Annotated in this window: 25 protein-coding genes; 18 read left to right on the top strand and 7 right to left on the bottom strand. The window is 54.4% G+C overall.

The window, feature by feature from the left end:
• Position 1 precedes the first annotated feature (1 nt).
• The 6 genes from nrfD (at position 2) to G506_RS0115800 (ending at position 6,322) form a co-directional block, all read left to right on the top strand.
• Positions 2-958: an NrfD/PsrC family molybdoenzyme membrane anchor subunit gene (gene nrfD, locus G506_RS0115825; RefSeq protein WP_028117721.1), complete on the top strand. Its 957-nt coding sequence runs from the start codon at positions 2-4 to the stop codon at positions 956-958.
• Between the two features lie 305 nt (positions 959-1,263).
• On the top strand, positions 1,264-1,797 hold the full coding sequence (locus tag G506_RS19960) for a nitrous oxide reductase accessory protein NosL (protein WP_051202194.1): 534 nt from the start codon (positions 1,264-1,266) through the stop codon (positions 1,795-1,797).
• A gap of 14 nt (positions 1,798-1,811) precedes the next feature.
• Complete coding sequence (gene nosD / locus G506_RS19955; RefSeq protein WP_051202193.1) at positions 1,812-3,110, top strand: nitrous oxide reductase family maturation protein NosD; 1,299 nt, start codon at positions 1,812-1,814, stop codon at positions 3,108-3,110.
• Positions 3,107-3,991 carry an ABC transporter ATP-binding protein gene (locus G506_RS0115810; protein ID WP_028117720.1) on the top strand — a complete coding sequence of 295 codons (885 nt, stop codon included), beginning with the start codon at positions 3,107-3,109 and terminating at the stop codon, positions 3,989-3,991. The genes nosD and G506_RS0115810 overlap by 4 nt, the downstream gene beginning before the upstream one ends.
• Before the next feature lie 4 nt (positions 3,992-3,995).
• Positions 3,996-4,811: an ABC transporter permease gene (locus tag G506_RS0115805; RefSeq protein ID WP_028117719.1), complete on the top strand. Its 816-nt coding sequence runs from the start codon at positions 3,996-3,998 to the stop codon at positions 4,809-4,811.
• A 215-nt stretch (positions 4,812-5,026) separates the two neighbouring features.
• Positions 5,027-6,322 carry a winged helix-turn-helix domain-containing protein gene (locus tag G506_RS0115800; protein ID WP_035387434.1) on the top strand — a complete coding sequence of 432 codons (1,296 nt, stop codon included), beginning with the start codon at positions 5,027-5,029 and terminating at the stop codon, positions 6,320-6,322.
• A gap of 309 nt (positions 6,323-6,631) precedes the next feature.
• On the opposite strand, the gene G506_RS0115795 is transcribed toward G506_RS0115800, so the two are convergent.
• Positions 6,632-7,531 (bottom strand): 1,4-dihydroxy-2-naphthoyl-CoA synthase, encoded by a 900-nt coding sequence (locus G506_RS0115795; protein ID WP_028117717.1) that lies wholly within the window; start codon positions 7,529-7,531, stop codon positions 6,632-6,634.
• Positions 7,532-7,627: 96 nt separating this feature from the next.
• Positions 7,628-8,023 (bottom strand): (deoxy)nucleoside triphosphate pyrophosphohydrolase, encoded by a 396-nt coding sequence (locus tag G506_RS0115790; RefSeq protein ID WP_028117716.1) that lies wholly within the window; start codon positions 8,021-8,023, stop codon positions 7,628-7,630.
• A 348-nt stretch (positions 8,024-8,371) separates the two neighbouring features.
• Here G506_RS0115790 and G506_RS0115785 point away from each other — a divergent pair, with 348 nt between their 5' ends.
• Positions 8,372-8,578, top strand: a complete 207-nt coding sequence (locus tag G506_RS0115785) for a dodecin (RefSeq protein ID WP_028117715.1) — start codon at positions 8,372-8,374, stop codon at positions 8,576-8,578.
• Here G506_RS0115785 and queG read toward each other — a convergent pair.
• Positions 8,575-9,708, bottom strand: coding sequence for a tRNA epoxyqueuosine(34) reductase QueG (gene queG / locus G506_RS0115780; RefSeq protein ID WP_035387458.1), 1,134 nt, complete (start codon positions 9,706-9,708; stop codon positions 8,575-8,577). The two genes, G506_RS0115785 and queG, sit on opposite strands and share 4 nt — an antisense overlap.
• A gap of 160 nt (positions 9,709-9,868) precedes the next feature.
• Between queG and yfbR the strand changes: the two genes are divergently transcribed.
• Both yfbR and G506_RS0115770 read left to right on the top strand, forming a co-directional pair.
• Positions 9,869-10,480 carry a 5'-deoxynucleotidase gene (yfbR, locus tag G506_RS0115775; protein ID WP_028117713.1) on the top strand — a complete coding sequence of 204 codons (612 nt, stop codon included), beginning with the start codon at positions 9,869-9,871 and terminating at the stop codon, positions 10,478-10,480.
• Positions 10,481-10,596: 116 nt separating this feature from the next.
• Positions 10,597-11,499 carry a hydrogen peroxide-inducible genes activator gene (locus tag G506_RS0115770; RefSeq protein WP_028117712.1) on the top strand — a complete coding sequence of 301 codons (903 nt, stop codon included), beginning with the start codon at positions 10,597-10,599 and terminating at the stop codon, positions 11,497-11,499.
• Here the strand turns inward: G506_RS0115770 and G506_RS19950 are convergent.
• The gene (locus G506_RS19950; protein ID WP_051202221.1) at positions 11,453-12,550 is read right to left on the bottom strand and encodes an adenylate/guanylate cyclase domain-containing protein; all 1,098 of its coding nucleotides are present in this window, start codon (positions 12,548-12,550) and stop codon (positions 11,453-11,455) included. The genes G506_RS0115770 and G506_RS19950 overlap by 47 nt on opposite strands.
• 117 nt (positions 12,551-12,667) lie before the next feature.
• Complete coding sequence (mutH, locus tag G506_RS0115760; RefSeq protein WP_028117711.1) at positions 12,668-13,333, bottom strand: DNA mismatch repair endonuclease MutH; 666 nt, start codon at positions 13,331-13,333, stop codon at positions 12,668-12,670.
• A 468-nt stretch (positions 13,334-13,801) separates the two neighbouring features.
• On the opposite strand from mutH, the gene rppH reads away from it, so the two are divergent.
• The 3 genes from rppH (at position 13,802) to lgt (ending at position 17,450) form a co-directional block, all read left to right on the top strand.
• A complete protein-coding gene (rppH, locus tag G506_RS0115755; RefSeq protein ID WP_028117710.1) occupies positions 13,802-14,344 on the top strand; it encodes an RNA pyrophosphohydrolase in 543 nt (180 codons plus the stop codon).
• On the top strand, positions 14,341-16,557 hold the full coding sequence (ptsP, locus tag G506_RS0115750) for a phosphoenolpyruvate--protein phosphotransferase (protein ID WP_028117709.1): 2,217 nt from the start codon (positions 14,341-14,343) through the stop codon (positions 16,555-16,557). Before rppH ends, ptsP begins: the two co-directional genes overlap by 4 nt.
• Positions 16,558-16,661: 104 nt before the next feature.
• The gene (lgt, locus tag G506_RS0115745) at positions 16,662-17,450 is read left to right on the top strand and encodes a prolipoprotein diacylglyceryl transferase (RefSeq protein WP_028117708.1); all 789 of its coding nucleotides are present in this window, start codon (positions 16,662-16,664) and stop codon (positions 17,448-17,450) included.
• A gap of 72 nt (positions 17,451-17,522) precedes the next feature.
• Here lgt and G506_RS0115740 read toward each other — a convergent pair whose 3' ends face one another.
• On the bottom strand, positions 17,523-18,374 hold the full coding sequence (locus tag G506_RS0115740) for a thymidylate synthase (RefSeq protein ID WP_028117707.1): 852 nt from the start codon (positions 18,372-18,374) through the stop codon (positions 17,523-17,525).
• Between the two features lie 195 nt (positions 18,375-18,569).
• Here G506_RS0115740 and nhaA point away from each other — a divergent pair, with 195 nt between their 5' ends.
• The 5 genes from nhaA to G506_RS0115715 all read left to right on the top strand — a co-directional run bounded on the left by nhaA (position 18,570) and on the right by G506_RS0115715 (position 22,728).
• Entirely contained in the window at positions 18,570-19,760 is a 1,191-nt protein-coding gene (gene nhaA, locus G506_RS0115735) for a Na+/H+ antiporter NhaA (RefSeq protein ID WP_028117706.1), read from the top strand.
• A 5-nt stretch (positions 19,761-19,765) separates the two neighbouring features.
• A complete protein-coding gene (gene nhaR / locus G506_RS0115730) occupies positions 19,766-20,677 on the top strand; it encodes a transcriptional activator NhaR (RefSeq protein WP_028117705.1) in 912 nt (303 codons plus the stop codon).
• A 90-nt stretch (positions 20,678-20,767) separates the two neighbouring features.
• Positions 20,768-21,958, top strand: a complete 1,191-nt coding sequence (locus G506_RS0115725) for a Bcr/CflA family multidrug efflux MFS transporter (protein ID WP_028117704.1) — start codon at positions 20,768-20,770, stop codon at positions 21,956-21,958.
• A 70-nt stretch (positions 21,959-22,028) separates the two neighbouring features.
• Entirely contained in the window at positions 22,029-22,292 is a 264-nt protein-coding gene (locus tag G506_RS0115720; protein WP_035387433.1) for an FAD assembly factor SdhE, read from the top strand.
• Positions 22,273-22,728: a protein YgfX gene (locus G506_RS0115715; protein WP_028117702.1), complete on the top strand. Its 456-nt coding sequence runs from the start codon at positions 22,273-22,275 to the stop codon at positions 22,726-22,728. Before G506_RS0115720 ends, G506_RS0115715 begins: the two co-directional genes overlap by 20 nt.
• A gap of 56 nt (positions 22,729-22,784) precedes the next feature.
• On the opposite strand, the gene nadB is transcribed toward G506_RS0115715, so the two are convergent.
• The gene (nadB, locus tag G506_RS0115710) at positions 22,785-24,392 is read right to left on the bottom strand and encodes an L-aspartate oxidase (protein ID WP_028117701.1); all 1,608 of its coding nucleotides are present in this window, start codon (positions 24,390-24,392) and stop codon (positions 22,785-22,787) included.
• A 238-nt stretch (positions 24,393-24,630) separates the two neighbouring features.
• Here nadB and rpoE point away from each other — a divergent pair, with 238 nt between their 5' ends.
• Positions 24,631-25,209: an RNA polymerase sigma factor RpoE gene (rpoE, locus tag G506_RS0115705; RefSeq protein WP_028117700.1), complete on the top strand. Its 579-nt coding sequence runs from the start codon at positions 24,631-24,633 to the stop codon at positions 25,207-25,209.
• Positions 25,210-25,213 lie beyond the last annotated feature (4 nt).

The following is a 25,213-nucleotide window of genomic DNA, read 5'->3' as shown; positions in this document are numbered from 1 at the left end:
CATGAACGGAATCGATTTCACTACCGGTCTGGGTGAAACCATCGCTTGGCCTTGGCCAATCGCGGTTTACCTGTTCTTTGCTGGGATCTCTGGCGGTGCCATCTGTGTGGCACTGATGATGCGATTCTTCAAAGGCCAAACCGAAAACACCCCTCTGCTGAAAGCGGCCACTCTGCTCGGTTTCGTCGCTATCGCCTTAGGTATGGTGTGTCTGGTATTTGACTTAACCAACCCGCTGTTCTTCTGGAAGATGCTGGTGTTCTACAACCTCAAGTCAGTAATGAGCATCGGGGTTATTGCACTGCTGTTCTTCATTCCGCTGACGGTGATGTTGGCAGCGTGGGCACTGCGTGAAGAGATCGCTCAGTGGGCGGTACGCTTCCCAATCCTGAATCTGGTTAACAGCATCATGGATAAGCTGGTCGGGATCCGCCGCCCAGCCGAGTGGCTGACCCTGATTTTGGCGTTGTCGGTGTGTGCTTACACTGGCTTCCTGATCTCAGCGCTGATCCGCTTCCCGCTGATCAACACCTCGGTGCTGCCGGCGCTGTTTATCGCCTCTGGTCTGTCCGCCGGTGCGGCAGCGGCTAAGTTGCTGGCGGTGGCGATGTTTAAAGAGAACGTACACTCCCAAGAGATGGGCATTCTGCACAAAGCCGAATGGCCAATCCTGGGCGCCGAAGCGTTGTTCCTGTTTATGCTGTTCTCGGCACTGCTGTTCAGCGGCTCCGATGGCCAAGCGGCAATGGGTGCCTTTGCTGGTGGGGTGTGGACTAACCTGTTCTGGGTTGGGGTTGTTGGCTTAGGCTTTATCGCCCCGGTGGTGTTTGGCTTCGGTTTCGGCCAGAAGTTTGCCCACTCTAAGCAGGCGCTGTACTTAACCTCCGCTTGCGTGATTTGCGGCATGATGTGTCTGCGTCTGTTCCTGCTGTACGCCGGTCAGATCTACGCCATCTAAGCGGCACTAATCGACTCGATTAAACATTATTAACTCCCAGTAAAAGCTTGCTTTCATCAGCAAGCTTTTTTGTTTTTTGGCGGCGGATAACGGCAGCTCAAACCGTTGCGGCTGGCGGCCGATGCTAATTAGCGAATCTCCCTTTAATCGGCGGTTTGGATGGGATTCAGATCAAAAAAGCCATGTCAAAAATCCAAAAAAATTTTCAAATTTTCGATGGTGTGACCTAGCCGCAAGCTTGTGCCAACGTCAGCCAGTAGTCTTGCTCGAACTTTATTTTTACCCATAAAGAAATAGGACTTCTGATGATCTCTCGTCGCGACTTATTGAAATCAGCCACCGCCTTTACCCTGCTGATGAGCTGCCCGTGGGCGCAAGCGATTGCCAAGCTGGCGCATCCAGAGAATTACCGCCTGCATGAAAACCACCGTTGCCACCAATGCGGCATGATGGTGACTAAGTACCCGGGGCCTAAAGGGATGATCACCCTGAAAAACAACCAGCCAGCGATGGCGTTTTGTTCCAGCCGCGACATGTTTATGTTCGCCCTGCAGCCGCAAAACGCACGACAAATCGCTGAAATGGTGGTGCACGACATGGGACGCACCGATTGGCAGACCCCAAGCGATGAGTTCTTTATCGACGCCAAGAGCGCCACTTTCGTTTACGGCACCTCTGCCAAAGGGGTTATGGGGCCGGCGGTACCAGGGTTCTCTACCCCAGAACTGGCGCAGGCACACATCGATAAGTTTGGCGGCAAGATCTACCGTTTTGACGAAATCACCATGGCGCTGCTGAACAGCAATGCGCCAAAAATGAAACACCATAAGCATCAGTAAGCTGAATCCAATCGATGAAACAACTGTTATTGCTACTGCTGTGTATCGGCTCGCTGGCGCCACTGAGCGCCCTGGCGGCGAGTCATCAGGTTACCAACGATAGTGAGTTGGCGGCGGCGCTTAAAGCTGCCGCTGCTGGCGATCGGATTGAGTTAGCGCCAGGCAACTACCAAGGCGGTTTTAAGATTGAGAAACCGCTCAAGCTGCGTGGCAGCAGTGGCGTAACCGTAGATGCTGGCGGTCACGGCAGTGGCGTGATTGTCGATGCCAGTGACGTTACGGTCGAGCAACTGACCGTGGTTGGCTTTGGTGGCGCCTTGGATAAAAAAGACGCCGGAATTTTGGTCGAGCCGGGCCATCAGCGAATTGTCATTGCCGCCAACACCATTAGCGGCCCCGGTTTTGGGGTGCGGATGGACGACGGCCAACAGCTGCTGGTTAAAGCCAACCGCATCAATGGTAACCCTAAGCTCAACGTGCTCGAGCGCGGCGATGGGGTGTACACCAAAGGGGTCAATGAGATCAGGGTCGAGGATAACGTCATCAGCGGCACCCGTGATGGCGTTTATCTGGAGACTGGCAAGCAGGCGGAAATCCACCGCAACCAGTTCAGCATCACCCAATATCCGGTGCATTTTATGTACTTTGATGAGTCGCGGGTGACCCAGAATCACTCCATTGACAGTGTCGCCGGTTACGCGCTGATGAGTTCTGAGCGGTTGGATCTGATCGGTAACACCGTTAAAGACGCCGATGAGTTCGGGGTACTGCTAAACATGGCAACCCACTGCGTGGTCGCCAACAACTATGTCGATACCGTGGTCAACCCTCGTGCCAAAGAGATGTTCGACGGCAATGGCAAAGGGATCTTCATCTACGGGGCGTTTGATAACGAGGTCCACCACAACCATATCGTCGGTGCCCAAGAGGGAATTTCGATGGCGCTTGGTGGCGAAGGCAACAAGATCTACGCTAACAACTTTATCGATAACCAAGTGCAGGTGATGTACATCGGTAATGGCGCGGTCAACTGGTCGCAACAAGGCCGTGGCAACTATTGGAGCAACCATCGAGGTTGGGATCTGAATAACGACGGCATCATCGATCAGGGGTTTGAGCCAAACGACGGCCTTGATCGCCTGTTTTGGATCTACCCCGAAGCCAAATTCCTCGTCGACAGCCCAGTGGTGGTACTACTGCGCTGGCTCGACAGTCAAATCAGTAAACCGGCGCCAGCGGGGGTGTACGATCCGTTCCCGCTGTTGAGCCCAAGTTCATTTCAAGCAACCAATGCGCGCGGAGAGCTGCAATGAGTGAAGTGGTAGCGATTGACCGCGTCAGTAAGCGGTTTGGCAACCATCAGGCGTTGGATAACGTCAGTGTGACCATCGCCGAGGGCGAGCTTTTGGCGCTGCTCGGCCATAACGGTGCCGGCAAAACCACCCTAATCAAGATGATGTTGGGGCTACTGCGTCCCGACCAAGGCCATGTTCGGGTGCTCGGTGGCGATCCATCCGACAGCCGTCAACGTGGTCAGTTGTCGGTGGGCTACCTGCCAGAACAGGTTAGCTTGTATGACAATCTAAGTGGCCGCGAAGTGCTGCAGTACTTTGCCAAGCTGCGCGGCATCGCCGCTCACAAAGTGGAGCGACTGCTGACCGAGCAGGGGCTGCAATACGCTGCCGATAAACGGGTAGCGACCTACTCCAAAGGGATGAAACAGCGGTTAGGATTGGCACAGGCGCTATTAAGCGAGCCGAAGTTGCTGTTGCTGGATGAACCTACCGTGGGTCTGGATCCCAGCGCATCGATGGCGTTCTATCAGCAGATCGCCGATATCCGTGCCCGTGGCACCGCGGTGGTGATCTGCACCCACGAACTGACTCTGATTGAACCGCATCTTGATCGGGCGCTGATTGTCGCCGGTGGCCGCATTAAGGGGCTGGGCGATCTGCCAAGCTTGCAGCAACAGAGCGGGCTGCAGAGTCAATTGCAGCTGCCGCCAGCGGTTGCGGCGTTGGCGCAGGATGATCCCTACATTGGCGCTTACGATGCGACCAATCACAGCATCGGTTATGAGCCAGTGCAGCAGGGGGCGCTACTGCAGCACGTTATTGGCCGCCTTGGCTGCAATGATTTCCAGTTAAAACCGGTGGGTCTAAGCCAGATCTATCACCACTGTCAGCGGGCGTAACACCATGAACATTATCTCTATTATTGCTGCCAAAGAGTTTCGAGATGGCGTTCGCAGCCGCTGGGTATTGTTGCTCTCGGTGTTGCTAACGGCGTTGTCGTTGCTGATCTGCCATTTTGGTGGTGCCGGTTCTGGCAGCGCCGAAGTGCTGCCGCTGCCGCAATTGCTGATCTCGCTAAGTACCCTACTGGCGGTGATGGTGCCATTGATTGCGATCTTGCTGAGCTACGATGCGGTCGTCGGTGAGCAGGAGCAGGGCACCTTGCTGTTGTTATTGAGCTACCCGCTTAGCCGCAGCCAATTGCTGTGGGGCAAATTTGTTGGCCTTGGGGCGATATTGGTAACCACCTTGTTGATCGCGATGCTGATCAGCGCCGGCTCCTTGGTGAATAAGGTCGATGCGCTGCTGCCGCTTCTGCTGGGGCTGGCGCAATTGACCCTCAATGCGATGTTGTTGGGCTTGGTGTTTATGGCACTGGCGCTGTGGTTATCGAGCCGAGTGATCAGCAAAGGTCGGGCGCTGGCACAACTGTTCGCGTTGTGGTTTGTGCTGGTGCTGCTGTGGGACCTGGGGGTGCTGGCATTGTTGGTGGCGGACTTGGGGATGCCACAGTGGGCGCGAATGCTGATGCTGGTTAATCCGGTCGATCTGTTCCGGCTAACCACGGTGCTGGCACAGCAACCAGAAACCATCAATGGGGTGATGGCGCTGCTATCTGGCAGTGGCTGGCACTGGAGTCTAGCCAGCCTTGGTTTACTGCTATGGCTGACCCTCTTCGGTTTGTTGGCGCGTTGGCAACTTCGCTGTAAATGGTTGTAAAAGCCTGATTAAATCAAAGTGCGATCAAAAAGGATCCCGATCTAGATCGTACTTTGATGAATTTCATCTTTTCTCGCCCCAAGCGCCGATATGATTGCCAACAGGATCACGGACATTGCCGTTTTCAGGCTGAATAATTACTAAAAAAACCTAAAAGCGCTTTTTAGCGCCGGAAATGGTGGCGATTGAGCCCAGTTCATCATTGGAGGAAGAGCGTGCGACTGACCCCGGACTTGGTGTTAGATGAACAGGGCAATATGCTGCTGGATAGCGGCAATGAGATTGAGATCGGCCTGACCTTTGCTGAGGCCAAGGTGCTCGCCTGCTTGGCGGCCACTCCTGACGAAATTTTTACCAAAGAAGATCTATTGGCGATCGGTTGGCCCGATCGCGTGGTGGCGGCCACATCACTGACTCAGTGCATCAGCACCCTGCGTAAAAAGCTGGAACCCTACCCGCAACTGCAATTAAAAACCGCTGCTCGCCGGGGTTACAAATTACATATCGAACAACTAGAAGCCGCGCCGGAACTGCAACCGACTGCGCCATTGCCGCAATCAGAGCCGGTTGTGGTCGGCCGTGTTAGCCGCTACAGCAACAACTTGTGGTTTTCTGGGGCGGCACTGTTGATGCTGCTGGTGTCGATGGTGTGGTACATCAGTGACTATCACAAGATGCTGAAACAGCGCAGCCAATGGCACTACCAGAGCGAGATGCCGCTGAATTTGGGCGGCATCAAAGACAATGCCGAGCTGTACTATCTTGGTGACAACACCAATACCCAAGCCAATATGTGGCAAAAGCATCTGTTGCCAGAATCGCAACCGATTCGACTATTTGACCGTTTTGGCGCTTTTGCGGTGACCGACGGGCAAACCTATTCGGTGGGGATCTGCCCTGACTTTATCGATGGCTATTGCGCCGGTAAGAACCTAATCAATATCACCGCGATCAATTCGCAACCGGCAGGGCTGGATATTGCTAATTTCCTAAACACCAGTCGGGTGATGGAAAATCGGATCAAATACAATCGCTTGCCGCAAATGCCAGAGGATGACTACAGTGGCGATGTGCTGGAGCACTACTACCACAGTAACATCTATTTTCCGGTGGCGAATGAACTGCTGATCCGCGCCGATTACAGCATGTCGTTTGTGTACGAGAGCGCCAATAACGGGGTGTTTTTCTCATCCACCTGCATCACCGATGAAGATTGTGAAACCACGCCGGTTAGCTACAAGGTGCGCGGCCATTTCAACCAATATTCGCAAGAGATCGATGGCCATTTGGTGGACGTGTTCCATGTACAGATCGACTCTAAAGAGCTTTCCAAGCCAGACAACGTTCATGCCTCGGCGTCTGAGTTTTATCGCAAAATTCGCAAGCACAGCATCTTCGATGAAGAGCTTTATTTCTATCGTCTCTATCAAGACGATAATACCGCGGTGTGGATTGTGCCGATGATGGGGCAATTGGCGGTGTGGATGACCCGCAATGAATTGGCGATGTAGTGGCGCTGACTCTAGCGTGAGTAAATAGTGATCAGTTGTTAGTTATCAGTTTTTAGTGGTTAGTTAAGAGCGTAATCCTGAGTCGCAGGGCAGCTTGCTTTGGCTGTTAACTGATAGCTATTCACTGAAAACTACAAACTAAAAGCCAACAGTGATCAGTTTTTAGTGGTTAGTTAAGAGCGTAATCCTGAGCCGTAGGACAGCTTGCTCTGGCTGTTAACTGATAGCTATTCACTGAAAACTACAAACTATCCCCTAGATACAAAAAGAGCAGCTTATAAGCTGCTCTTTGCGTCTGTACGGGTGATTTTAGTAATGGTATGGGAACTTAGAGAAGTCTTGATCGCGGCGCTCTAGGAACGCATCGCGGCCCTCTTGGGCCTCTTCGGTGCCGTAGGCCAAACGGGTGGCTTCACCGGCGAACAACTGCTGACCAACCAGACCATCGTCCGGCAGGTTAAAGCCGTACTTCAACATCCGCATCGCGGTAGGTGATTTGGAGTTGATCTCTTTGGCCCAACGCAGTGCTTCGGTTTCCAGCTCGGCGTGTGGCACCACCTTGTTAACCATCCCCATCTCGTAAGCTTCTTGGGCAGAGTAGTTAAAGCCGCAGAAGAAGATCTCACGGGCGCGCTTTTGGCCAACCATCTTGGCCAAGTAAGCGCTGCCGTAGCCGGAATCAAACGAGGCCACGTCAGGATCGGTTTGCTTGAAGATGGCGTGCTCTTTCGAGGCCAAGCTCATGTCACACACCACGTGTAAGCTGTGGCCGCCACCGGCTGCCCAGCCTGGTACCACGGCGATCACCACTTTTGGCATAAAGCGGATCAGGCGCTGCACCTCAAGAATGTGCAGACGGCCCATGCGAGCCACATCCGCTTGACCCTCTTCGCCTTCGTATTTGTAGCCATCTTTGCCACGGATACGTTGGTCGCCGCCGGAGGAGAATGACCACTGGCCTTTTTTAGATGGGCCGTTGCCGGTAATCAGAACGCAGCCAACGTCAGACCACTGGCGGGCGTGATCCAGCGCGGTGTAGAGTTCGTCAACGGTTTTCGGACGAAACGCGTTTAAGCAATCTGGGCGGTTAAAGGCGATCCGCACCGTGCCGTGTTCTCTGGCGCGGTGGTAGGTGATGTCCTCAAAGTTGAAACCGGCAACCGGTTCCCACAGTTCGGCGTTAAAAGGGTTTGCTACGGACTCAGTCATGGTCATATTCCGCGTCTATCTAAGGTAGCCAAAGGCTAGGGAGTGGCGCCCCGACGGTCAACTTTACTGACCGCTTTCGTGGCGCAGATCAGCGAATTAGTTCGCCATTTTAACTAGCAGTGCATCCAGCAGCGGCAGATCCGCCGGGGCTAACGTGCGCCGATCAATGTGGTTGGCATCGATCCACGCAAACTCGCTATGGCTGCCGGTAAGCGCAATCCGATCGCCGTGCCAGTGGCACAGGTAGCCATGCAGGCGCACGATCTTGTCGCCGTAGTCATGCTCACTGCTGGCAAGGTAGTGGCCAACGGTTACGGTTATCGACAACTCCTCTTCGATTTCGCGCTTAAGCGCTTGCTGTGGGCTTTCGCCGGCCTCAATTTTGCCGCCGGGAAACTCCCAAAAACCGCCAAGATAACTGTCAGGATGGCGCTTGGCGATAAACAGTTGGTTTTGGTGACTGATAACCGCAGCCACAACATCAACAATCATTAGTTATAAAATCCAATTAATTATGCAATTTGGTGGTTTCGCTGGTAACGGCTCGATGACGTAGTGATTTATCTTGTTGATATCACATATCGTTTCAGCCAAACCCTAGCAAAGATAGTTAAGTGACTGATGTTTATCTGTTTAAATGCACTAGTGAAAGTTGCTGTGGCGGCACCAGTCTGTCACAGTCGCAGTTGTTGAGTGAGTCGTGCTTCCTGTCGGCAGCTCTTAGCCCAGTTATCCGCGATAACTGGGCTTTTTTTATTGGGTGACCGATCCGCAAATCGGTGAAATTGGCCGACTTAGTCCTACACTTGGCGAACTCTTGTTACTGTCGGAGCGGTAAGTATGCCCCATCATATCTATGAAAAGATCGAAGTGACCGGTTCGTCAACGGTCAGCAGCGACGACGCCATTGCCAATGCGGTGGCGTCGGTGGCCAAAACGCACCGGCAACTGCGCTGGTTAGAGGTGGTGGAAACCCGCTGTCACCTGCAGGATGATAAGATCGCCCATTGGCAGGTGACCGTCAAAGTGGGCATTAACCGCGGCTAAGCGTCCCGTGGTAAGCCTTTTTCGACAATGCGGATCAGCCGCTGTTGCTGGCGGTTTTGCTGTTGCTGCTCGGTCAAGCGGGCTACCGCCCAGTGGATATGCTCATCGACCATTTCATCGACTAGGCCCAAGTTGCCCCGCAACGCGGTGATGGCGACCTCGCCCAAACCGCTATTGCCAAGTGCCACCGCCAGATTGCGCTGCCAGCGGCGAAAGCCGATGCGACGAATTGGCGATCCTTCCGTTTGCTTTAAGAAGGTGGCTTCATCCCACTGCCATAACGCCAGTAGATCCGGCTGGCGCAGCTGTGGCCGAGTTTGAAAATCAGCCTCTTGAGTCAGTGGTGCCTGACGATTGTGTGGGCACACTAACTGGCAGTCGTCACAACCGTAGATGCGGTTGCCCAGCGCAGCGCGCAGGGCCATCGGGATGGCGCCATCGGCCTCGATGGTCAAATAGCTGATACAGCGGCGACCATCAACCACATACGGGGCAACAATCGCGCCGGTCGGGCAGATGGTGATGCAGGCGCCGCAGTTACCGCAATCGCCTTGGCTGCTGGCGGCGGTGCTGAGCAGCGGCAAATTGATCAGTAACTCGCCGATAAAGAACCAACTGCCGGCTTGCTGGTTAAGCAGCAGTGAGTGTTTGCCAACCCAACCAAGGCCGGCGTTACGCGCCAATGGCCGTTCTAAGATCGGCGCCGAATCGACAAAGGGGCGAAAGTCCAGTGACAGCTGATCTGGCAGTTGTTGTTTAAGCCAGTCGCCAAGTTGCTTAAGGCGATTGCGCATTAGCTTGTGGTAGTCACGACCGCCGGCATAGCGGCTGATATAGGCTTTGCTTGGTTGCGACAACGTTTGCGCAAATTCGGCGTGCTCAGGCAGATAGTCCATCACCACCGAGATCACTTTCAGCGTGCCCTGATGCAACTGTTCTGGATGACAGCGCATATCGCCGTGGCGCGCCATGTAGTCCATCTCACCATGGTATTGATTGGCGAGCCACTGCTGCAGGTGTGGCCACTCATCGCTTAGGTCAATATCGGCAATCCCCAGATCGCGAAACCCCAGCGTGCGGGCCTGTTCGGTAAGGCGGGCAGACAACGCCGCCCAATCAAAGTCGTTCATGGCCGCAAGGGTAGCAGCCAATCTGCTGGTTTCGAAGCGAGTTTGCGTTAGATCAGCCCAAGCCATTAAAAAATCACGTTTTCGTTAGCAACTTAGGGGGCTTAGCCGCTAGCTTATTGCCGCTAAGGATGAATTTTGAGCAACCATTAGAGAGGTGCGCATGCAACCGGTATTTTTTGCTTTGATGTCGCGAATGCAGAACGTCCATCGTTGGGGCAAGTCCAATCCAACTCGCGCCGAAAACGTCGCCGAACACAGTATGCAGGTGGCGATGTTTGCCCATGCATTAGGGCTTATTCGCAATCGCTTGTTTACCGATAAACCGCCGGTAGACGCCAATGCGCTGGCGGTGCTGGCGCTGTTTCATGATGCCCCAGAGGTACTGACCGAAGACGTCAACAGTGGCATTAAATACTCGGCGCCGCGAATGCTTGAGCTGTGCCGAGAGATGGAAACCATCGCAACCGAGCTATTACTCGGGACTGTGCCAAAGCCACTGCAGGCGGATTATCAACAACTGCTCAACCAACATGGCGATGATGAGACTGCGCAGTTGGTCAAAGCGGCGGATCTGTTGTCGGCCTATACCAAGGCATTGTCGGAGCTGCGTGCTGGCAATATGGAGTTTGAAGGCACCGAGCGCAAGGTGCTATTGGCGTTAGCGCCATTTATCGAGCAGTTGCCAGAAGTGGCGTGGTTTATGGAGCATTGCGTCAGTTCATTCCAGCTGACCATCGATGATCTGGTCGAGGCGGCATTTGCCAGCAAATAGTGGCGGCGGAGGTCGGCTTAGATCAATCAATGGCAAGAAAATGTGAACGGTACTATGACGGCATCGGGTAAATATGAGATAAACGCTTTTATCGATTAGAAAGAGCAATCGTTATTATGACCAAATTACCCAGCCTCAAGAACCTGTACTATTTGGTGCAGCTGCATCGTGAGCAAAACTTTAACCGCGCCGCCAAAGCCTGCCACGTGAGCCAATCGACGCTGTCCTCTGGCATTCAAAATCTGGAAGAGCAACTGGGCGGGCAACTGATCGAACGTGATCATAAGTCGTTTATGTTCACCGCCTTGGGTGAAGATGTGGTGGTACGCTCGCGGGCGTTGCTGGCGGAAGTCGGCGAGATGACCGAGCTGGCACGCAGTGCTGGTGAACCGATGGCTGGCACCATCCGCTTGGGTTGTATCCCAACCATCGCGCCGTTTTTGCTAAATCGGGTGGTGAAAGAGAGCCAGAAGCAGTTTCCCCAGTTAAGCCTGCTGCTGCGGGAAGACACCACCGACAATCTGATTGCGGCGCTGGGCAGTGGCGAACTGGATCTGTTGTTGTTGGCATTGCCGGTCGATACCAGTGGTTTTCACAGCATGTCGGTGGGGATCGATCCGTTTAAGTTGGTGGCTCACCAAGATCAGCCAATCAATGGCGACGATCTGGAATATGAAGACTTCCCGGATCAAAGCATCTTCTTGCTGCAACGTGAGCATTGCATTACCGGCCACGCCATCAGTGCCTGTGATCTGAAGAACAGCGCCAAGATCAACCCGTTTGCCGCCACCAGTTTGCATACCCTAGTGCAGATGGTGGACTCCAAACTGGGCACCACCTTCCTGCCACAGATGGCCATTGATGCGGGTATTTTGACTGGCACCAGCCTGGAAGCCTACCAGCCGCAAGGCAGCGCCCCATATCGTGAAATCGGCTTGGTTTGGCGCCAAACCTCTAGCCGCTTGCTGACCTTCAGAACTCTGGGGCAGATGATTCAGCAGTTGCTGCCAACGAAGTAACCGCGTAAACGTCGATCTCATGCTGCTTGCCCTTTAAGCGCATGGGACCGATGGCCTCTAATTGATAGTTGGGGTTGTCGCCTAAGCGATGACGAATTTGACCGGAGATCAGCAGATTCTTCTTCAGCGGCCCGCATTGATCTTGCAGTCGCGCTAAGGTGTTAATCACATCGGAGAAGTAGCTGATCTCCTGTTTATTAACGCCCACCACCGCGGTCATAACACGACCACCGTGGATCGCCCCTTTAAAGCGCGGCATAAAGCCGTACTGCTCTTCAAAGTAATCTCGATGCCAACCGATCAACTGCACGAACTCATGATAGAGATCGAGGCTGTGCTCCAAGTTGCGGTCGTGGTTTAGCTCCCAACTGATCATTGCGGCATCACCGATGTAGCGGTAGATCTCGCCGTGCTGACGAGTCACGCAAGAGGAGAGTAGGTCGAAGCAGTCTTGGACTAAGCGTGAGAATTGGAAGTCGCCTAAGGCTTCGGCATGGGCGGTGGAACCGGCCATATCGATAAACAGAAAGACTCGTTCCTCTTGGCGTGGCCGGTGATAGTTACCCAGCCCCATGTTGACCAAGTTGCGAGTACCAACCAGCAGCACCATCTGTTCAAAGAATGCCAAACAGAGGCGAACCCAAACAAAATAGGCCAGCAGCACTTGGGTGGCGGAACTGTCCAGCAGACTTTGGGTTAGATCGTTGTAGTGGCGATCTTCAATCGGGGTCGGCGTCCAGGTGTTGATCCAGGTGGTGATCTTAATCAGCACCAAGGCGCCAACCAGCAAAAACACCCCTTTAAATACCACGATGGTCAGATAGTTCATCCGCCGCAGTGGACTGGTGACCGCAATCAGGTTCGACAACCAGTGTAAGCAGCCTAAGATGGTGCCCAGGTAAAGCACTAGCGTCACCACATCCCCAAGGGTGTTGGCGTCGGTGATGGTTTCGTGGGTCAGGGTGAACCGTAACGATACGAAAATCAGCATCGCCGCAGACCAGGCGGCAACGGCAAAGGCGAATTTTTTTAATTCTTGGGTCGCTTGCAAAGGGATATCGCTACGTAGTCGGAATGGGGCAGGTCGAAACAGCGCACGATTGTAATGAATATTGTGAACTGGCACCAGCATCGCTGGCGCGATCTCGGCTGCATAAATTGATTAAGATCAAACAAAATGCTGCCGTAATAATGCGCTTGTGAAGCGGCTACGCAGGTAAAAACCTCGTGGAAGGGTCTGAATTTTATTTCCATTTGGGCCGATGGCGTCGGTCAGTGCTTTGCGGTTGGCGGCTTTGGGTCGCAACTGCAGTAACTCTCCCTGATGAGCGGTGATCTGCTCGACATTGCCCAGTGCCACTTGCTCTATCAACTCTTCCCAATCCTGCTGCAACTGCAGTTGTTGGGCTGGGGTCGGTTGCCACAACAGTGGCATGCCGATATGACGTTGTGCCGGTGGGATCGCCTTATTGCCTTGCACGGGGATCCACAGCACCTGTTGTAATTTGTGACAAACCGCTGAATCTTGCCAGCGCAGACCGGTTAGCCCGGTCAGTGGACAGACACTGATGTAGGTCGACTCCAGCGGTTGACCATGGTCGTCAATGGGGATGGTTTTTAGCTCGACCCCGAGGGCAGGAAAGTCGGGTTCAGGTCGTGAACCGGCGTTGGCGCCAAGCCACAACTCCAACAACTGGCCAACCCAACCTTTGTGATGGCGCAGATCCGCTGGCGCTTGCAGTCCCATCGAACTGGCTAATTCGCCAAGTTGCCAACCGGCGATCTGGTTTGCGCGTTCAAGCAACTGGGCTATCGAGGTAGGGGCTGGGTGCATAACAAACGACTCTTGTGAGCGATGGGGTGAGACGGCCTCGGAGAGCCGATCACTATATCTGGTGTTATCCCCAAATGCAGTCCCTATATCGGCGAGAGTTGTTGATTTTTAGCTCAGTTAATTGCTCGTTGTGGATAAAACCGTGACCTTTTGTGATCTTTGTGACAGTGGCAATGGTTGCGCAAAAAAGCAGCAAGCAAGCAGGCTGACGCCATTCAATCCTGATTTTTATTTTTAAGTTGTTGATATTAAATGAGTTTGTTTTGTTTTGTTTGGGTGGTGTTGATTTGTTGGCGTTGATATTTTCGGCGATACGTTAGATATATCGGGTTATTCACGAGGTTATCCACAGACTCAGTGGATATCTTCTGTTTATAACTTTAGTCACAACCCCCGTTTGGCTCATTTGCCGGTCACTGGAGTTTGTGGAACAATCCCAGCAAGTTACGAAATTAATCGGATTATTCAGTGATCGATAGCGACGGCTTTCGAGCCAACGTTGGGATCATTATCTGCAATCGCTCTGGGCAGGTGCTTTGGGCACGCCGCTTCGGCCAACATTCGTGGCAGTTTCCGCAAGGGGGCATCAACGATGGTGAAAGCGCAGAGCAGGCGATGTATCGCGAGTTGTTTGAAGAGGTGGGGCTGAAGCGCGAAGAGGTTCGCATTATCGCCCGCAGCCGCTCTTGGTTACGCTACCGTTTACCGAAACGGTTGGTGCGCCAAGACAGCAAACCCGTGTGCATTGGCCAGAAGCAGAAATGGTTCCTGCTGCAACTGCAGTGTGCGGAAAGCCGCATCAATTTGGCCGCGAGCGGCCATCCAGAGTTCGATGACTGGCGTTGGGTAAGTTACTGGTACCCAGTCAGACAGGTGGTCTCTTTTAAGCGTGAGGTCTATCGTAAGGTATTAGATGAGTTCACGCTGCCAGCGTTAGCTGGTCAACATCAACCTCAAAGCAAAGGAAAGCCCGAAGCCGCACGGCCCCGTCGTCGGCGACGTCAACGATGATTCATACTCTGCGGCAAATTGTGCAGCAGGTCTCCCGTGCCGAGACCGTCGAACAGTCGGTTACCGATCTGGTGAACCTGACCAAAGCGGCCATCAACAGCGATTGCTGTTCGCTCTATCTATTGGACGAACAGGGCTTGTTGTTAAGCGCCAGTCACGGCCTTGCCGCAGAGTCCATCGGCCGAGCGCGGTTGCAGCTCGGCGAAGGGGTGGTGGGCACCGTCGCCCAGCGCGAAGAGTTGCTTAATCTGGCCGATGCTTCGCAACATCCAGCTTTTAAACACCTACCTGAAACTCACGAAGACGATTTCAAAGCCTTTTTGGCGGTGCCGCTGATCCATCGGGCGCAGTTGGTGGGGGTGTTGGCGGTGCAGCAGTGCGTTGCCCGTCAGTTTTCCGAAGAGGAAGAATCGTTTCTTATTACTCTGGCGTCGCAACTGGCGCCACGGGTACAGCAGCGCGCGTTAGCGGCCAAACGGCAGCAGCCTCGGCGCTGTTTTGGTGGCTTAGCGGCCAGCGCTGGGATCGCCATTGGCACCGCGGTGGTGCTTCGCCCTACCGCCAATTTGCAGCAAGCGGCCAAGCGCAGCAGCGCTCCTGCAAGTGAATGGCCACGGCTGTTGGCCGCCCTACAAGCAGTCAGTGGCGATCTGCAATCGCTGGCTGATGGGCTTGATAGCGACGAAATCCAGATGTTGTTTGATGGCTATCAGTTGCTATTGGATGATCCTGAGCTCAAACGCAGCCTCGAGCAGGAGTGCCAGCAAGGCTGGAGCAGCGAAACGGCGGTTTGCCGGGTGATGGGCCAGGCGATCGAGCGGATGGCTGGGTTAAGCGATGAATATCTGCGAGAACGCGCCGGTGATCTGCATGATCTGGCGGTGCGCTTACTGAGCAAACTGCAACAGACCGAATCACCTCGCAGCGACGATTGCGAGCAAGCGATCTTAGTGGCCGAAGAGTTGAGTGCCAGCATGCTGCTGGAGCACCACAGCGACCGCTTGCAGGGGTTGGTGAGTTTGCGCGGCGGGGTTAACTCGCATGCCGCCATCTTGGCTCGCGCGATGGGCATTCCCGCGATTGTCGGGGTTGAAGGGGTTAGCCTTAACCAACTGCAAGACAAACCGCTGTTGCTGGACGCGCTTTCTGGTCAGTTGTGGCTTGAACCGGATTCCCAGCAATTGGCGCGCTTTAGTGATCATAAGGCGCAGCGGCAGCGACTGCTGGCGCAGATGGCGGAGCAACTGTGCCAGCCCTGCATCAGCGCCGATAACCAGCCGGTCAAATTAATGCTCAATGCCGATGCCGGCGCCATCGGTGAAGTGTTGGCCGTTGATGGTGTCAGCGGCGTTGGCTTATACCGTACCGAAGCGCTGTTTATGGCCGCGACGCATTTCCCATCGGAACAACAGCAGCGTCGTCACTATCAGCAGATGTTGGAGCAAGCTGCCGGTAAACCGGTGGTGATCCGAACGCTGGATGTCGGCGGCGATAAGCCACTGCCCTATATGCCAATCAGTGAAGACAATCCGTTTTTGGGTTGGCGTGGTGTGCGTTTAAGCTTGGATCATCCCGAGCTGTTTTTAAGCCAGTTGCGAGCACTGATCCACGCCAATGCAGACACCGGCAACTTAAAAATTTTGGTGCCAATGGTGGCACGCTTGGATGAGATCCATCAGTGCCAGCGCTTGCTGCATCAAGCGGCGGCCGAGTTGGTTGAAGAGCTCGATCGGCCGCTGCCGATGCCAGAGCTTGGCATTATGATTGAGGTGCCCGCGGCGCTGTTGCAACTGCGGCCATGGTTACAGCAGGTTGATTTTGTCTCGGTTGGCTCGAACGATCTCACCCAATACTTGCTGGCGGTGGATCGCAACAATGATCGAGTCGGACAGCAGTTCGATAGTTACCACCCTGCGGTTGTGCAAGCGTTGGCGATGGTGGCCGAGCAGTGCGGTGATAAGCCCTTTAGCCTGTGCGGTGAATTGGCCGGCGAGCTAAAGGGCGCGCTGATGCTGTTGGCGCTGGGTTATCGGGATCTCAGCATGAATGCCCAAGCGCTCGGGCCGGTTCACTATTTGGTGCGGCAACTGCAGTTGCAGCAACTGCAAACGCTGCGCCAGCAATTACTGATGGCGCGTGACAGCCAACAGGTGCGGCAACTGCTGAAAAGCCATTTAGAACAGGTCGGTTTAACCCATCTGCAGGAGTTTTAGCCGAACCGTTGTGACCTCTGCGCCCGAGTTATCGGGCGTTGCTCGTTTTGGCGTAACTCTCTATCCTAGAGCCAAATTTTTTGTACCCAGAGTACCTGATTCGTATGTCTGAACCGTGGTTTCCCTTTCCTCAGATCGATCCGATTATTTTCCAAATAGGGCCAGTGGCATTGCGCTGGTATGGGCTGATGTATCTGGTCGGCTTTTTGGCGGCGCTGGGGCTGTTGAATCGGCACGCGGATCAGCCGAATTCCGGTTGGACCCGGGATGATGTCTCGGATCTGCTGTTCTACAGCTTTCTTGGGGTCGTGCTTGGCGGTCGCATTGGCTATGTGCTGTTTTACGGTTTTGAGTGGTTCCTCGAAGATCCGCTGTACCTGTTTAAGATCACCGATGGCGGGATGTCATTCCACGGTGGGCTGATCGGGGTGATCAGCGCCATGGGCTTTATCGCTTGGCGGCAAAAGCGTAGCTATTGGCAGGTAGCCGATCTGGTTGCGCCGGTGGTGCCAATCGGTCTTGGCTTTGGCCGCATCGGTAATTTCATTAATGGCGAGTTGTGGGGACGCACCACCGATGTGCCTTGGGGCTTCGTGTTCCCAGGAGCTGGGCCATTGCCACGCCACCCATCGCAGCTGTATGAAGCGGTGTTGGAGGGGCTGGTGCTGTTTATCGCCCTGTGGTGGTACAAGGGACGCAACCCACGCCCTGGAGCGGTTGCGGGGCTGTTCTTGGTTGGCTACGGGCTAAGCCGCTTTGCGGTAGAGTTTGTCCGTCAACCGGATGCTCATATGAGCCTCTATTTCGGCTTGACCATGGGACAGTTGTTGACGGTACCAATGCTGGCGTTCGGCGCATTCTTGATGTTCCGCCCAGTTAAAGCGGTTAAGTAATCGCGTTTAAGTAATAAAACGGCGGCCACCAGTTATCTGGTGGCCGCCGTTTTTGCTTTAGGCGAATTGGTATTAGACCGAGAATGGGTATTGAATCGGTTCGTGATGCTGGTAACCGATCACCTCGAAATCATCCATGGTTACCCACGTTTCTAAGTCTTCTAGTGACTTGATCTTAGGGTTGATCTTTAAAGTTGGCAGCGGCAGTGGTTCCCGCTTTAGCTGCACATCGCGCATCAGCTCTAGCTGATCTTCGTAAATGTGAGCGTTAACGATCTTGTGGTAGGCCTTGCCTGGCTTATGACCGGTGATCTGCGCCACCAGTGCCAGCAGCACGTACACCTGAACCATATTGAAATTAAGCCCCAGTGGCACGTCGCAGCTGCGCTGGGTGCTGTTTAGGTAAAGTGTGTCGCCCAGCAGCGAAAAGTGATGGCTGTACATGCAAGGACGAAGGCAGCCCATATGGAAGGCGCCGGGGTGGTAGAAGGTTAGGATTTCGCCACGATTGTCGACGCCATTTTTTAAGTCATCGATGATCTGTTTTAACAGATCGATGCTACCGCCATCGGGCTTTGGGAAGTTACGGGCAACCGCACCGTAGATAAAGCCGCAGTCATCTTCGCCTTTGCGATGGGGATTAGCCAGCCAAGCGGGGTTTAGGTTGGCATTCGCATCCCAAGTTTTGGTGCCCAGTTTGCGAAAGTCGGCGGCGTTGTCGTAACCGCGCAGGTAGCCTATTACTTCGGCGATTGCCGCTTTGTAGAAACTTTTACGGGTGGTTACCAATGGGAATTGGCCGGCGCCGACATCGTATTCCAGATCGGCATTAATTACGGTTAAGCAGCGTTTGCCAGTGCGTTCATTGTCAACCCACTGACCTTGGTCAATGATTCGTTGGCACAGATCCAGATACTGTTTCATCGGGGCGGGGTACTCGCAGTTATGTTATTGAATCGACAAGATCCTAACAGAAGGCGGATGCAGCGACTATGATTTGGGATGCACGGCTAATAGCTCGGTTTTTTCGAGTTTAATGGCCGAAACAAGCGATTTTTCCAAAATCTGCTTGCTGCGTAGACTGAGTCCTTTGTGATTGTTTAACGGAGCTTTCGATATATGCCACGGCGCATTATGAACTTTTTGGGACAGCCTGCTGCTGGCGGTGTGATTTTGCTGCTGATGGTGGTGTTGTCGATGACCTTCGCCAACTCGGGATTATCGACCTTTTACAAGGGCATTTTGGATCTGCCACTGCAGATCCGTATTGGGCCGTTGGATCTGGATAAACCGTTGTTGTTATGGGTTAACGATCTGTTGATGGCGCTGTTTTTCCTGCTGATCGGCTTGGAGGTTAAGCGTGAGCTGCTGTATGGCGCCCTGTCTTCTTGGCAGCAGGCGGCGTTACCAAGCTTTGCCGCCATCGGCGGCATGGTGGCGCCGGCACTGATTTTTGTTTACATCGCCGGCGGCGATCCGGTGGCGCTAAACGGTTGGGCGATCCCAGCGGCGACTGACATTGCTTTCGCGCTTGGGGTATTGGCTCTGGTTGGCAGCGGCGTACCGCCGGCATTAAAGGTGTTTTTGCTGGCGCTGGCGATCATTGACGACCTGTTGGCGATTTTGATTATTGCGCTGTTTTACAGTGGTTCGCTGTCGACCATCAGTTTGACCGTGGCCGGTATTGCGATTGCGGTGCTGATCACCATGAACCGCTTTGGTGTGCGCAGCCGTCTGCCGTACATGCTGGTGGGCACGGTATTGTGGGTTGCAGTACTCAAGTCCGGCGTACACGCAACACTGGCGGGGGTGGTGCTGGCCTTTACTATCCCCGCTGACGAAGATGGCGGCGAAGGCTGCCCAAGTGCGGCGCTAGAGCATAGCCTGCATCCATGGAGCACCTTCTTTATTCTGCCGTTGTTTGCCTTCGTCAACGCAGGGGTGCCGCTAGACAATGTCAGTTTCGCCGATCTGACCGCCGCATTGCCGCTTGGTATTGCCCTGGGTCTGTTGGTAGGTAAGCCACTGGGCATTGTGCTGTTCAGTGCCATTGCGGTGGCCACTAAAATGGCGCGCTTGCCAGATGATGTTAACTGGACGCAGATGGTCGGGGTGGGCCTGCTGTGCGGTATCGGCTTTACCATGGCGATGTTCGTGGCCTCGCTGGCGTTTGAAGCGGGTATGGTCGAGTACAGTTCAATGGCACGCTTGGGGATCTTAATCGGCTCTGGTGTGGCGGCGGTACTTGGCTTTATGATGCTGCGCTTAACCACAAAGCAACCGGCGAAATCCGCAGTAACTGAGTCGTAACCTCGATGGCGCACTTTAACTTCAATCACCTGTATTATTTTTGGATGGTACAGAAAAAAGGCTCGGTGGTGGCCGCAGCCGAGGCGTTATGCCTGGCACCGCAAACCGTCACCGGTCAGATCCGTCAGTTAGAGCAGCGCCTGGGTGGTAAGCTTTTCAGCCGCAATGGTCGCCAGTTGCAGGCGACCAAATTGGGCTTGCTGGTATACCGCTATGCTGAGCAGATGTTCAATCTCGCCAATGAGATGCAGGATTTGCTTAATTACAGCAAAGATGAATCGATTCTGTTTGAAGTGGGCATCGCCGAAACGCTGGCAAAACCGATGGTTAGCCAGCTGTTGATGACGGTGATCCCCGCCGATGGCAGCATCCGTCTAAACTGTTATCAAGCTTCGGATGCGCAGCTTGCCGAGCGTTTAGAGCAACACAAGTTGGATATGATTCTGTCCGGCAGCGATGCGCAATCGTTGAACTACCCGACAATCTTAAGCCAGCGCCTTGGCAGTTGTGGCATCTGCTTTTTCAGTCGCGAGCCACTGTCCGGAACCTTTCCACATAACCTTGCCCAAGCGGCGATGTTGCTGCCGCAACGGCAATCGGCGTTAGGGCAGCAGTTACTGCGCTGGTTTGATGGCATCGGCGTTACTCCCAAGGTGATGGGCGAGTTCGACGACGCGGCGATGATGAAAGCCTTTGGTCGCAACAGTCATGGGGTATTTGTGGTGCCAAGGCTGCAAAAGGCGGAACTGTTGAAAGCGGGCTTGGTACTTATCGGCGAAACCGAACAGGTGCAGGAAGAGTACCACCTGATGTTTGCCGAACGGATGATCCAGCATCCAGCGGTACGGCGTCTGTTGGATGCCGACTTTAGCGAGTACTTTGCGGCGCAAACGGCCTTAGACAAAACGTTGGCTTGATCACATCGTCTCGACAGTTTGTTAGCTAACGCTCTTGTGCTGTGACGGGGGCGGTGGGATCATGCGCCGTTCATTTTGCGAGGTACCCCTGTGCGCAGCACTTCCTATCCGGTGATTATCGCCATCCTTGGGCTCGTGGCCGGCCTAACCCCTTTTGCTATCGATATGTATTTGCCTGCCTTGCCAGCGATCGCTAGCGACTTTGCCGTTAATACCGAACAGGTGCAGCTGACGGTCAGTATCTATCTGCTGTTTTTCGGCGCGGGGCAACTGCTGTTTGGGCCGTTAACTGACGCACTTGGCCGGCTAAAAGTGATGAACGGTGGCTTGTTGTTGTTTGCGGTCGCCAGTCTGGGCTGTGTGTTGAGCGAATCCCTAAACAGCTTGCTGCTGTGGCGAGCGCTGCAGGCAATCGGTGGCGCCGCGACCTCGGTAGTGTTGATGGGGATGATCCGCGATCGCTTCCAAAAAGAGGAGTTTGCTCGCGCCATCAGCTTTGTGATGTTGGTGATGCAGTTAGCGCCACTGCTGGCGCCGATCATGGGCGGATACCTGCTGAAATTTGCCGGTTGGCACAGTCTGTTTGTGTTTTTGGTGCTGATCGCCATCACCATGATTGTCGCGGTGACCTTAGGTATTGGTGAAACCTTAGTACCAGAAAAACGCAGTGAATTAAGCTTTCGCGGGGCGCTGCGAACCTATCGTCAAGTTCTGACCAATGGTTACTGTATGAGCTATCTGGCGATCGGCATTATGACCGCCGGCTCACTGTTTGCCTTTATCACCAACGCTTCTTTTGTCTACATCGAATTCTTTGATTTGGCGCCGCAGCACTTTGGTTATGTATTCGGATTAAATATCGGCCTGATGATGCTGTGCACCAGTATCAACGCCCGCTACGTAGGACGTTATGGTACACGGCGGATGCTGGGCTGGGCATTGTGGTTGGGGCTGATTGGTGCGGTGCTGTTGGTGCTGGCACGCCTGTTGCTGCCAGATTCGATGTGGGGCATCACCATCCCGGTAATGTTGATACTTGGGCCTTTAGGGATCATCTCCGCCAATGGCACCAGTTTGGCGCTTGAGCCTTTTGCCCACGCTGCCGGGTCAGTGGCGGCTTTGGGAGGCTTTATGCGCTTTACCTGGGGAGCGGCGGTTGGGGTGGCGATCAGCACCCTGCACACCGGTACCCCGCTGCCACTGGTGGTCGCGATGGCCGCTTGCAGTGCTGCGGCGTTGGCGATTTACCTAATCCAAGGCCGTACTGAAGCCCGCGCTTGACCTAGGGGAGGGTTGCCAACGTAGCGCTTGTGGTACAGTGAGCACCATGGTGTTTAAGGAGTAAACCACAATGTCTTTGCAGGAGTTACAGGCGGCGCAGGTGCGTCGTTTAAAGTGGGCTTGTCGGCGCGGAATGTTAGAACTGGATGTGCTGCTTGAGCCTTTTGTTGACAACCATTATCTGTCGCTCGATCCGGCTCAGCAGGCGCTGTTTGAACGGTTACTGGGTTGCGATGATCCGGAGTTATTCGCCTGGTTTATGGGGCATGAGCGCTGTCCGGATCTAGCACTGGCGTCAATGGTGGCGCTGATCCGTGAACGAAACGTCGCCTAACACGGCGCCGTTTCACTTTGTTCCCGTCGCTAGCGCTAACGCCGCAAGCAGCCATTGCTGGCTGATTGCGGCACTATTATCGCTGTTGCTCAGTTGGCCATGGTTGTACGCCGGCACCTTACACAGTTCGGCTTGGGTAACTTGGCCTTGGTACGGTCTGGCGCTGCAACTGCTGATGCTGGTGCTGTTAGGGTGTTGGGGCTGGATTAACTACCCAGCAACGGCGGCGCCATTTAGCCTGTGGGAACATGGCGTTGGTCGCAGCGCCAGCGGCGTTCGCTTTGAATTGTCAGCGCGCAGTCGGTTATTACCGTGGGGCGCTCTGTTACACAGTCGGCAATTGGGGTGGCAACTGTTGTGGCGGGACAGCATGGCTGACAGCGACTGGCGCCGCTTGTGTCGCATCCTGCTGCAAGCGCAACGGCCTCGCGATTAACCGCATAAAAGAGGGAGCTGATGAGCTCCCTTTGTTCTTGTGCTGACTGCGCCAGTTTACGGCACCAAAATTGTTGGTTTGGGGTTATCCTGCAGTTCAGGGTAATCCAAGGTGAAGTGCAGACCGCGACTCTCTTTGCGCTCCATCGCGCAGCGAATGATCAGCTCTGCCACTTGCACCAGGTTACGCAGCTCCAGCAGATCGCTGGTGATGTGGAAATCACTGTAGTATTGCTGGATCTCCGCATTCAGCATCTCCGCCCGGCGCAGCGCCCGTTGCAGTCGCTTATCCGAGCGAACGATGCCAACGTAGTCCCACATAAACAGTCGCAGTTCATGCCAGTTGTGGGCGATCACCACCTGTTCATCGGAGTCCACCACTTGCGAGTCATCCCAAGCTGGCAACTGCGGTTTCGCGGCGGCGCGAGCGTCGGCCAGTTGCGCTTCAATGTGATTGGCAGCAGCACGGGCAAACACCAAGCACTCCAGCAGTGAATTGCTGGCCATCCGGTTTGCACCGTGCAGGCCGCTGTAGGCCACCTCACCGATGGCGTACAGCCCTTTAAGATCGGTGGCGCCATTGAGATCCGCCATCACCCCACCGCAGGTGTAGTGCGCCGCTGGGACCACTGGGATCGCCTGTTTGGTAATGTCGATACCCAGTTCCAGGCAGCGCTCATAGATGGTTGGGAAATGCTTAATCACAAACTCAGCCGGTTTATGGCTGATATCCAGATACATGCAATCGGCGCCCAATCGTTTCATCTCAAAGTCGATAGCGCGAGCAACGATGTCCCGCGGCGCCAATTCCGCCCGCGGGTGGATCTCTGGCATAAAGCGGCTGCCATCGGGACGCAGCAGGTGGGCACCTTCACCGCGCAGGGCTTCGGTCAGCAGAAAGTTGCGCGCCTCTGGGTGGTACAGGCAGGTTGGATGGAACTGATTAAATTCCATATTAGCGACCCGACAGCCCGCCCGCCACGCCATGGCAATGCCATCGCCGGAGGAAACGTCGGGGTTGGAGCTGTACTGATACACCTTAGAGGCACCGCCGGTGGCTAGGGTGACAAAATCGGCGTGAACGGTTTCAACTCGGTCACTGCCGCAGTTCAATACATAAGCGCCGAGTACCCGGTTTTCGCCAGGTAAGCCTAGTTTTTCCGAGGTGATCAGATCGACTGCGTTGTAACCCTCTAATACGGTGATGTTCGGGTGTTGGCGCGCCTGTTGCTGCAGCGTCAGTTGGATCTCTTTGCCGGTGGCATCGGCGGCGTGCAGAATGCGGCGGTGGCTGTGGCCGCCTTCGCGGGTTAGGTGGTAACGACTGTGGCCGTCACTGTCGACTTCGGTGTCGAAATGGGCGCCTTGGCCAATCAGCCACTCCAGCGCATCGCGGGCATTACTGGCGGTAAAGTGCACCGCTTGGCGATCACACAGGCCAGCGCCGGCGATCAGGGTGTCTTCTACGTGGGAATCAATGCTGTCGGCTTCGTCAAAAACCGCCGCTACGCCGCCTTGGGCATAATAGGTGGAACCGTCTTTCAGTTGGCTTTTGGCTATCACCATCACCTTGGCGAATTCGGCCAGTTTAATGGCCAAAGTGAGTCCCGCGGCACCGCTGCCAATAACCAGCAGTTCGGTGCGATGTTCAAGTCCGTGAGTCATCCGGTATAGTGTGGGCATCAAAAAATCGTTCGCCAATGGTATCCTGTGTCGGCGCAAATCCCCAGCGTTTCAGGGGCGTAGACCTTTTTTGTCAAAACACATAAATATTTACGAACTTTAATTGATCGCCGCAGTCTCAATTAGTGCGCATAAGACAAGTTAGGTAGGTATACCAACCAGTTGGGTTGGTAATAAGCGGAAAGCTTAATCCGTAGTTTTAGTAGGAGTGACGACTCGAGTGAAAGAGCCGTTAAGTGATCAACAACTGGTCGAGCGCGTGCAGCAGGGGGATAAACAAGCCTTTAACCTGCTGGTTGTGAAGTATCAGCACAAAGTGGCCAATTTGATTGGACGCTATGTGAACAACCACGGTGACGTGGCGGATGTGGCGCAAGAGGCGTTTATTAAGGCCTATCGCTCGCTGCCCAATTTCCGTGGTGACAGTGCGTTTTACACTTGGTTGTATCGGATTGCGGTCAACACCGCTAAAAATTACCTGACCAGCCAAGGGCGTCGACCGCCGAGCAGTGATGTTGATGCCGAGGAAGCAGAGTTTTATGAGGGTGCGGATGCGCTGCGCGATGTGGCATCGCCAGAGCGTCAGGCCCTCTCTGATGAGATCAAAACCGTGGTGTTTGACACCATTGAATCTCTACCAGAAGAGTTAAAAGTGGCGATTACCTTGCGAGAGATCGAAGGCATGAGCTACGAAGAGATTGCGGCAGTGATGGACTGCCCGGTTGGAACGGTTCGTTCGCGGATCTTCCGAGCTCGGGAAGCCATTGATCGGAAAATTCAACCGCTGCTTGAGCGGTAACTGG

The organism is Ferrimonas senticii DSM 18821 (assembly GCF_000422665.1).
Classification (GTDB): Bacteria; Pseudomonadota; Gammaproteobacteria; order Enterobacterales; family Shewanellaceae; genus Ferrimonas; species Ferrimonas senticii.
The sequence above is the reverse complement of the archived record's forward strand: the minus strand, read 5'-3'. Positions and strand labels throughout refer to the sequence as shown.

What these genes read in the sequence shown, in the direction of transcription:
- G506_RS0115740 (WP_028117707.1), bottom strand. Translation starts at nt 18,374, where the DNA reads ATGAAACAGTATCTGGATCTGTGCCAACGAATCATTGACCAAGGTCAG.
- ptsP (WP_028117709.1), top strand. Translation starts at nt 14,341, where the DNA reads ATGATTCATACTCTGCGGCAAATTGTGCAGCAGGTCTCCCGTGCCGAG.
- G506_RS0115810 (WP_028117720.1), top strand. Translation starts at nt 3,107, where the DNA reads ATGAGTGAAGTGGTAGCGATTGACCGCGTCAGTAAGCGGTTTGGCAAC.
- G506_RS0115785 (WP_028117715.1), top strand. Translation starts at nt 8,372, where the DNA reads ATGCCCCATCATATCTATGAAAAGATCGAAGTGACCGGTTCGTCAACG.
- nhaR (WP_028117705.1), top strand. Translation starts at nt 19,766, where the DNA reads ATGGCGCACTTTAACTTCAATCACCTGTATTATTTTTGGATGGTACAG.
- G506_RS0115805 (WP_028117719.1), top strand. Translation starts at nt 3,996, where the DNA reads ATGAACATTATCTCTATTATTGCTGCCAAAGAGTTTCGAGATGGCGTT.
- G506_RS0115795 (WP_028117717.1), bottom strand. Translation starts at nt 7,531, where the DNA reads ATGACTGAGTCCGTAGCAAACCCTTTTAACGCCGAACTGTGGGAACCG.
- yfbR (WP_028117713.1), top strand. Translation starts at nt 9,869, where the DNA reads ATGCAACCGGTATTTTTTGCTTTGATGTCGCGAATGCAGAACGTCCAT.
- G506_RS19960 (WP_051202194.1), top strand. Translation starts at nt 1,264, where the DNA reads ATGATCTCTCGTCGCGACTTATTGAAATCAGCCACCGCCTTTACCCTG.
- nrfD (WP_028117721.1), top strand. Translation starts at nt 2, where the DNA reads ATGAACGGAATCGATTTCACTACCGGTCTGGGTGAAACCATCGCTTGG.
- lgt (WP_028117708.1), top strand. Translation starts at nt 16,662, where the DNA reads ATGTCTGAACCGTGGTTTCCCTTTCCTCAGATCGATCCGATTATTTTC.
- nosD (WP_051202193.1), top strand. Translation starts at nt 1,812, where the DNA reads ATGAAACAACTGTTATTGCTACTGCTGTGTATCGGCTCGCTGGCGCCA.
- nadB (WP_028117701.1), bottom strand. Translation starts at nt 24,392, where the DNA reads ATGACTCACGGACTTGAACATCGCACCGAACTGCTGGTTATTGGCAGC.
- nhaA (WP_028117706.1), top strand. Translation starts at nt 18,570, where the DNA reads ATGCCACGGCGCATTATGAACTTTTTGGGACAGCCTGCTGCTGGCGGT.
- mutH (WP_028117711.1), bottom strand. Translation starts at nt 13,333, where the DNA reads ATGCACCCAGCCCCTACCTCGATAGCCCAGTTGCTTGAACGCGCAAAC.
- G506_RS0115720 (WP_035387433.1), top strand. Translation starts at nt 22,029, where the DNA reads ATGTCTTTGCAGGAGTTACAGGCGGCGCAGGTGCGTCGTTTAAAGTGG.
- G506_RS0115790 (WP_028117716.1), bottom strand. Translation starts at nt 8,023, where the DNA reads ATGATTGTTGATGTTGTGGCTGCGGTTATCAGTCACCAAAACCAACTG.
- queG (WP_035387458.1), bottom strand. Translation starts at nt 9,708, where the DNA reads ATGAACGACTTTGATTGGGCGGCGTTGTCTGCCCGCCTTACCGAACAG.
- G506_RS0115770 (WP_028117712.1), top strand. Translation starts at nt 10,597, where the DNA reads ATGACCAAATTACCCAGCCTCAAGAACCTGTACTATTTGGTGCAGCTG.